Annotated in this window: 7 protein-coding genes; all 7 read left to right on the plus strand. The window is 27.4% G+C overall.

The genetic code is table 11. From position 1 onward, the window contains the following. The coding region (locus F3G88_RS10585; RefSeq protein ID WP_223228787.1) for a hypothetical protein at positions 1 to 280 on the plus strand (280 nt) is incomplete at its 5' end. Continuing rightward, on the plus strand, positions 231 to 1,829 hold the full coding sequence (locus F3G88_RS10080) for a hypothetical protein (RefSeq protein ID WP_141090481.1): 1,599 nt from the start codon (positions 231 to 233) through the stop codon (positions 1,827 to 1,829). The genes F3G88_RS10585 and F3G88_RS10080, both read left to right, overlap by 50 nt. Continuing rightward, a complete protein-coding gene (locus F3G88_RS10085) occupies positions 1,822 to 2,976 on the plus strand; it encodes a DegT/DnrJ/EryC1/StrS family aminotransferase (protein ID WP_149716077.1) in 1,155 nt (384 codons plus the stop codon). Before F3G88_RS10080 ends, F3G88_RS10085 begins: the two co-directional genes overlap by 8 nt. Before the next feature lie 14 nt (positions 2,977 to 2,990). Then, a complete protein-coding gene (locus F3G88_RS10090) occupies positions 2,991 to 3,749 on the plus strand; it encodes a formyltransferase family protein (RefSeq protein WP_103573904.1) in 759 nt (252 codons plus the stop codon). A 146-nt stretch (positions 3,750 to 3,895) separates the two neighbouring features. Continuing rightward, positions 3,896 to 4,819, plus strand: coding sequence for a GNAT family N-acetyltransferase (locus F3G88_RS10095; protein WP_149716078.1), 924 nt, complete (start codon positions 3,896 to 3,898; stop codon positions 4,817 to 4,819). Further along, positions 4,820 to 6,136, plus strand: a complete 1,317-nt coding sequence (locus F3G88_RS10100; protein WP_149716079.1) for a lipopolysaccharide biosynthesis protein — start codon at positions 4,820 to 4,822, stop codon at positions 6,134 to 6,136. Further along, positions 6,133 to 7,659, plus strand: a complete 1,527-nt coding sequence (locus tag F3G88_RS10105) for a hypothetical protein (RefSeq protein WP_149716080.1) — start codon at positions 6,133 to 6,135, stop codon at positions 7,657 to 7,659. The genes F3G88_RS10100 and F3G88_RS10105 overlap by 4 nt, the downstream gene beginning before the upstream one ends. Positions 7,660 to 7,717: the final 58 nt, after the last annotated feature.

Raw genomic sequence — 7,717 nt, forward strand, 5'->3', positions numbered from 1 at the left:
ACATAATATAGATTTAAAATTATTTATAAATCCTATTTCAAAGGAATTAAGAAATTTTTATAAAAACAATAATTCTGATTACGAACAATTTTTGGTATATTTAAAAGATGTTGAGTATTATAATTTTAATTATGATAATGAAATAACAAACAATATTTATAAATATTACTATGATCCACATCATTATCATAAGGATGTTGGTAAAATGATTATAGATTTTATAAAAAATAATGGCAAAAACACTCAATTTAATTTTGGAATTGTACATGAACCCTTATAAAAAAATATTGACAGAAAATTTAACTAAACTTTTAAATTTATACAATACAGATAAGTACTCTGTTACATATGGCTATGGGGACCGAGAATTTTGGGCTTGGAAAATAAAAGATTTTTCAAATTCAACAATGCAAGGTGGAGTACATAGTTTGGCTGTAGCTATAAAATTAGGACTATTTGAAAAAGCCGAAGAGAAAAAATTTATTTTTGATGTAATAGATTCTGCAATTTTAGCTATAAAAAATATTATCGATAAAAATGGGTCAGCGTGTGAGGCCTATCCTACTGAAAATTCGTTTTGCGTAACAGCTTTAGTTGCGTTTGATGTGTTGTCTTGTATTTTTTATCTAGATAATTACTTGGATGAAAAGTGTAAAAATGATTATTTAAACATTATACGACCTTTGGTGCATTTTATTACAAAACATGATGAAAAACATGCGATCATATCAAACCATCTAGCAACAGGTGTTGCGGCAATAGCCTTGTGGAATAAAATAACCGGGGAAACAAACTCTCGCTACCAAGAACTATTAAAACTTATCTATGATAATCAATCCGAAGAAGGTTGGTATAAAGAATATGAAGGAGCCGATCCCGGCTATCAAACCTTATGTACTTATTATTTGTATTGCGCTTATATGATAACATTTGATCAAAATTTATTGGATTCATTAAAAAGATCTGCCAAATTTTTGAGTTTTTTTATTCACCCAAATGGAACAATTGGAGGATTATATGGATCAAGAAACACTGAAATATTTTATCCTGGGGGAATCATTTCTTTAGCAAATGAAATAGAAGATTTTGCACTTATTGCAAAATTTTTAGAGCCAAAGGGGCAACATATACTGCCACAAAATATAGATATTGGCAATTATATTCCTCTTTTGAATTCTTATGCTGTAGCTGCCCTAAATTACGATAAGATAGAACATTGTATTACCAACTCTAGCATTTCTCCATTTTTTTTAAAAAATGAAGAGAAGATATTTGAAAAAGCTGGAATTTACATGTTTTCAAATATAAAATATTTTGCAATACTTAACTTTAAAAAAGGCGGTGTTTTAAAGGTTTTTGATAAAAATAATAGTGTATGCATTGAGGATGGTGGATTGTTTGGTGTTTTAAAAAATGGTAAGAAAATTTCATCTCAAAAATTTGATGATAAAATTAATTTTACCAATAGTGAAATAGTTGCTTCTTTTTATTATACGAATGAGTCTCTGCCAACTCCCCTAAATTTTGTTATTTTAAGGATATTTTCTATGTCTATTTTTAAGTCCGTTTTTCTTGGTGATTTATTTAAAAAATTTATTGTTAGATTGTTAATGACTGGTAAAAATAAAATAGATGGATGTGTGAAACGAAAATTTGTTTTTTTAAAAGATAAAATCATTGTAAAAGAAAAGATTCAAAGACCTAAGAATTGTATAGAGATCGGACATGTCGGAAAATCAAAGGTTATTCATATGGCTTCAAGTGGTTATCTTTTACCAAAAGATGCAATTATTAAAGACAACAGTATAGTTGAGTTTAAAAATGTTTAAACTTATACCTAGATTGAAACCAAATTATACATTTTGTGATTGGATTGCTGCTTTAAATATTTTTCAAAAAAACTCAATAGAAACCTACGAAAAAGAGTTTGCAAAGAAATTTGAAAATAAATACGGAGTAATGTTTCAGCATGGAAGAACCGGATTGTATGCACTTTTAAATATATGGCAACTTAAAAATTATGAAATTATATGTCCTGCATATACGTGTGTAGTTGTTCCAAATGCTATTGTGCTAAGTGGTAATATACCAGTTTTTGTGGATAGCGATAAAGATAGTTTTAATATGGATATTTCTTTATTAAAAAAAGCCATTAATAAAAAAACTAGAGCAATAATAGTGACACATTTATTTGGTTATCCTATGGATGTTGAAGCAATTCAAAATATTGTCAAAGAAGCAGAGCTTTTGTATGGCAATAAAATATATGTGATACAAGATGTTGCACATAGCTACGGTGCAAAATGGAATGGATTGCTGGTTACCAAATTCGGAGATGCATCCATATTCGGTTCAAATATAAGTAAAATTATAAATTCTATATTTGGAGGCATGGTACTCACAAATTCTCAAGACACATTTGATAAGTTGGTAACGTGGAAAGTAGAAAATTTGAGAAGTGGTGGTTTATTGAAGTCTTTTAAGAGATTTATATATTTTATAGCCGTAAATATTGCTTTCAATAGTTATGTGTATTTTTTTGTTAATTGTCTTGAAAGAAGAAAAATGCTTGATAGATTTGTTAAATACTTTGAAGAAGACAAAATATATTTTCCGAATGATTGGAATATTAGACCATCTAGATTGGAGGCAAGGATAGGGCTTAGTCAGTTGAGGAAATATGATTTTATAGTGAATAATAGAATTAAAAATGCTAGGAAGTGGATAAAAAATGTTGGTGGATTGAAGTGCGAATTTAAAAATGATATAGAGGGTGCTACATATAGTCATTGTGTTGCACTGGTTGATGATAGGGCATACTGGTTGGAAAAGTATAGAAAAATGGGTATCCAATTAGGTATTCTTATAGAATACTCTATACCATACTTAAAAGCTTACGCACCGTTTAAGCAAGGAGAGTATCCTGTTAGTTTAGAATATAGTAAAAAAAGCATAAATTTCCCAAATTGGGTATAAAGAAGGATTTTATTTTGAAAGAAAATATAATTATATTGTCTGGTAATGGAAGCGCTGCTATAGCGGCTAATAATATCTATATGCAGAGACTTTCTGAAAAGTATAATGTGTTAATCTTAGAAGAACATTTTACTTTGTTAAAAATTTTAATTTTTCTTAAAAAAATGTTATTTAGAAAAGGTGTTTTGCATACTTTGGATTTTATTTTATTAAGAATTTTAAAAAAAATATTTGTATGTGAAAAAAAGATAAAGAAGAATTATATGCCACATATAATTACCAAGGATATCAACAGCAGTTGTATTAGAAAAATACTCAAAGAGTGTAATTATAAATTTGTTATTTCTAATGCCTGTTCTATTATCAGTAGTGAAACTATATGTACATCTAAGACAAAAATTATAAATTTACACAATGGAATAAATCCTAGATATAGAGGAATAGGCAATTTCTGGGCAATATATGAAAATAATTTTGATTTAATTGGAGTAACTATTCATTATGTAGATAGTGGAATAGATACTGGAAAGATAATTTTTACGATAAAGAATTGTGAATATATTTTCTTGAATGGTTTTTTTAATATAGATATTAATGCACTAGAAATAGGTGCAAACAGTATTGTAGACTTTATTTTATTTAATAATCTAAATAATCAATATGATTTAACATTAGAGAGTAAATATTATACTTATCCTGGACTTACTCACTACATTAAAGCATATAGAAATTTTTGTATTAGACAGAATATGCTATGCAATCAAAAAAAGTAAATTATAAAATATTTTTAATAATCAGTTTTGTTTTTTTATTAGTTTTAACTAATAAAAAGATACATTAAGCTTATATAAAATATATTAAAAATATTGGAATATCAAATTGACTCTTGTGAGCGAAATAATTGTAGAGGTATAGAATAATGGATAACTTTGATTTTTATAAAAATCAAATATTTTTAAACGTAATTAAAAAAATTTATAAAATAGAAGAAGTAAAAGTTATGGATAATAATGACTTGGATAAAAGAGCATTATTTTATAAATCAAAAATAAAAATTGGCAATATTTTCAATATGCCATTTAATTTCTATAACTTTGTAAATTTAAATAAAATAGATTTTGATTATTTAAAAGAGTACTCTATAAAAAATAATATAAATATTGTAATAAAAACACTAGAATCATGCAATTTAAAAAATAGAAATCTATATGCAAATAATCCAATAATTAATTTATCGGATGTACAATATTCAAAGAACTTATATCAAAACATAAGGCGAAATATAAATAAGTGTAATAGATTTGGTGTGTCTATTGAAATGCTAAATAATATAGCTGATCTAAGGCAATTTTATAAAAATGTTTTTTCAACAATGTATATAGATAAGCATAAAATGGTTTTTCAGCCGCTTGAGTTATTTGAGCAATTGTATATAAAAAATATAGTTGATATCTTTATAGCAAAGAAAAATAATGAAATTTTAGGTGGACTTATATGTATAAAAGATCGAGATACTTTACATTACAACTGGGGCGCCACACTAAATTTTGAAAATATTGCATTAGGCACAGTTTTGATAAATTTTGCAATACTTTACGCAAAAGAAAATGAATATAATTTTTTTGATTTGGGATCTACTCCAATTTCTGATCATGCTCTTTTTGATTATAAAATGAGATGGGGTGCTATCAATTATCCAGTCTATGAATACTATACTTTATTTAAACCAAATCAGATAGATTTAAATAGTAGCTATAAAGTGTCTAGGCAAATTTATTCAAAATTTCCAAAGAGTTTTTTACGGTGGTTAATGCCTAAGATAATTCCATATTTGGTACAATAAATGTACAAGAAACTATTGTCAGACTCCTTTATATATGGCTTAGGGTCCATCGTTATAAAGGCAATAGCCTTTTTTACACTGCCAATATATACAAGATTGTTTACGCCAGAAGAATTTGGTATTTTGGAGATGTTTAATACAATAGCCGGCATGCTTTCTATTTTTATGACTATGGGGCTTGATAGTGCACAAAGTTTTTATTTTATGGAGGCTAAAAATAATGGTGGTAGAAGTATTACTGACATAGCAGCATCTATTTTTCAGCTTCGCATCATCGTTGGCATAGTTGTTGTTTTTTTAAGTATTGTTTTTTCATATTTCATTATAAAATTTACCTTTCAAGTGAGTTTACCAAGTTATTATTTGTGGATTGTAGCTATATCTACTTTTTTTGGCACATTGGTTTCACAAAGCTTAGAAGTTTTTAGACTTATTTATAAGCCTTGGAGATATATAGCACTTTCGTTTCTTCAAACAGTTTTTGGAGTTGCTTTTATATTATTTTTTGTATATTTTTATGACGGTGGTATAAGGGGTTACTTGTTAGGCGTTTGTTGTAGTTCTTTGTTTGTGATGGTTATAGGGTGGCATACTTCTAGAAGTTATACATATTGGGGAAAGTTAGATTTAGAGTTATTTAAAAAGTTTATTAAATTCGGACTTCCGTTGCTTCCATCTGGTCTTATGATCTGGATTATGAGTGCAAGTGATAGATGGTTTGTATCAAATATTTTAGGTAATTATGAGGTTGGAATATACGCCATTGGAGCTAAAATAGCACTCATTATTACAATTGTTATTGAAACTTTTAGAAAAGCTTGGTGGCCTATAGCTATGGATATGTTACATAAAGATGATAGTCAAGCTTTTTTCAAAAATATTTCATTGTGTTATGTGGCAGTAGGTTCACTATCTGCCGTATTATTAACTATTATATCTCCTTATCTGGTAAAAATTTTAGCCGATGATAGATATTTTCATAGTTGGAAGTTAATAGGAATTCTATGCTGGGGAAATATATTCTATGGTTTTTATCTGTTGAGTTTTATAGGAATCTTTAAAGCAAAAAAAACATATATAAGCACATATATCTATTCTGTTAGCGCTTTTTTAAATATTGTTTTAGACTACATTTTGATAAAATACTATGGAGTATTTGGTGTAGCCTTTGCTACGTCTTTTAGCGTTTTAGTTTCCAATATAATGGGCATGGTAATTTCTAATAAATACTATAAAATAGAGTGGCAATGGTTTTTGTATATATTGTTTATTGGCAGTAGTTGGGTTTTTATATTTTGGTATATTGGAGAAAAATGAAAAAGAAATTTAAAAAATTTATGGATAGATATGGCAATAAGGGGCTCATGTTTTTACTATTATATCCTGTTATTTTACCTGTTCTTATGCTAAAGGATACCAGTCTAAGCATTTATAACATAATCATAAATTTGTCAAAGTATCGTTGGAAGTATCTATCTGGTAATGATCAAAGAAATGCTTATAATAATTTTTTTTATTATATACAAGACTATAATATTCAAAGATTTGGGAGATATGGGCAGAGCAATCTCCTGGCTGGAGGCAGTTTTAGTCTTAAAAACTGGTTTCATGCAACACCACTGAGCCTCAGAATGCAAGCTAGTTTTGGAACCACTTTTATAATGTTTCTGGCTATGTGTGTTTGGATTACTTTATGGATTTGCTTATATTATGAGAATCAAAATTTATGGATGTTAGGAATTGTTTTTTTTAGTACTCTATTTTTTGCAACCTTCATAGAAATACAAAACTATAATATACTTGGTTGGATGCTTTATCCGCTTTTTTTGACATTGTTGGTCAGTCAAAATTATTTTATTTTGTGTATTGTTTTATTTTTTATATCTTTTTTGTCGTTTACGGGCTTTTTTTTAGGTGCCATATTGACATTTATTGCTAGTATTTATTTTCATAATGTATTTTTGTTTATTTCTATCATCCCAGGTGCCATTAAGTGGCTTATACCAGTTTTCGTTTCTTTCGGAAAAGGCGGTTTGTCAAAGATGTCCGGAATATTGGGTGCTCATGATAAAGTAAAATATAGTATGAAAAAATATAAAAAGCCCAATATATACAAAGTTTACTTATTACTATTACAAATTCAGTTTTTGATAATTTCTTTGTTGATAAATGGAGTTAATATTGGTGTTGTTTTGTTGTTTGTGACAATTCTATTTTTTACAATAAATGAACTCTTAGTAAGGTTTGCCGATCAACAATCTTTTTATCTGCTTTATTTAAGTGTTTCACTATTTTATATTTTAAATATTGATCTTAATACCTATATCGTATTCTCATATATAGTATCTATATATCCAGTATATGGACTTATGATTAACGTTGCACCAAGCTATGGAAAATTTATATCACCTGGTATAAGGCACCCATATAGCGTAGCAGAAGAAGTTGATGGACTAAATACGTTTTTTAGTTGTGTCCCTTTTGGTTCTAAAATATTGGCAGCTCATAAAAATCCAAACAAAGAATATTGTAATATTTTTAAAAACTTTAGAACTAGGAGTGAGTTGTTGCAATATGTAGCGATTAAAAGAGGTATAGTTATTTTTCCAGATTGGTATATGGTCTTTGAGAACAATAAACAACATTCTGACGAATTTTTTTGGGTTGATGACGAGAAAGATATCTTAGATTATCTTGAGAGCAACAATATAAGGTATGTTATAACTCGTTTTGATTTAAAAGACATAAAATTTAACAAAATAGCTCAATTTATTTTTGACCAAAATAATATTGATGAATTCGAAGAAGATTCATGCGTAAGATTATATAAAATTAGGTGACTTGAAAAAATGAATATATTATATTTAATAGATGAAAGTATATTAGATAGTGCTATTT

Source organism: Campylobacter concisus, assembly GCF_902460675.1.
GTDB lineage: Bacteria > Campylobacterota > Campylobacteria > Campylobacterales > Campylobacteraceae > Campylobacter_A > Campylobacter_A concisus_AJ.

Bases quoted from the DNA above. Each gene is read 5' to 3' on its own strand.
- F3G88_RS10080 (WP_141090481.1), top strand. From the start codon at position 231: ATGGCAAAAACACTCAATTTAATTTTGGAATTGTACATGAACCCTTAT.
- F3G88_RS10085 (WP_149716077.1), top strand. From the start codon at position 1,822: ATGTTTAAACTTATACCTAGATTGAAACCAAATTATACATTTTGTGAT.
- F3G88_RS10095 (WP_149716078.1), top strand. From the start codon at position 3,896: ATGGATAACTTTGATTTTTATAAAAATCAAATATTTTTAAACGTAATT.
- F3G88_RS10100 (WP_149716079.1), top strand. From the start codon at position 4,820: ATGTACAAGAAACTATTGTCAGACTCCTTTATATATGGCTTAGGGTCC.
- F3G88_RS10105 (WP_149716080.1), top strand. From the start codon at position 6,133: ATGAAAAAGAAATTTAAAAAATTTATGGATAGATATGGCAATAAGGGG.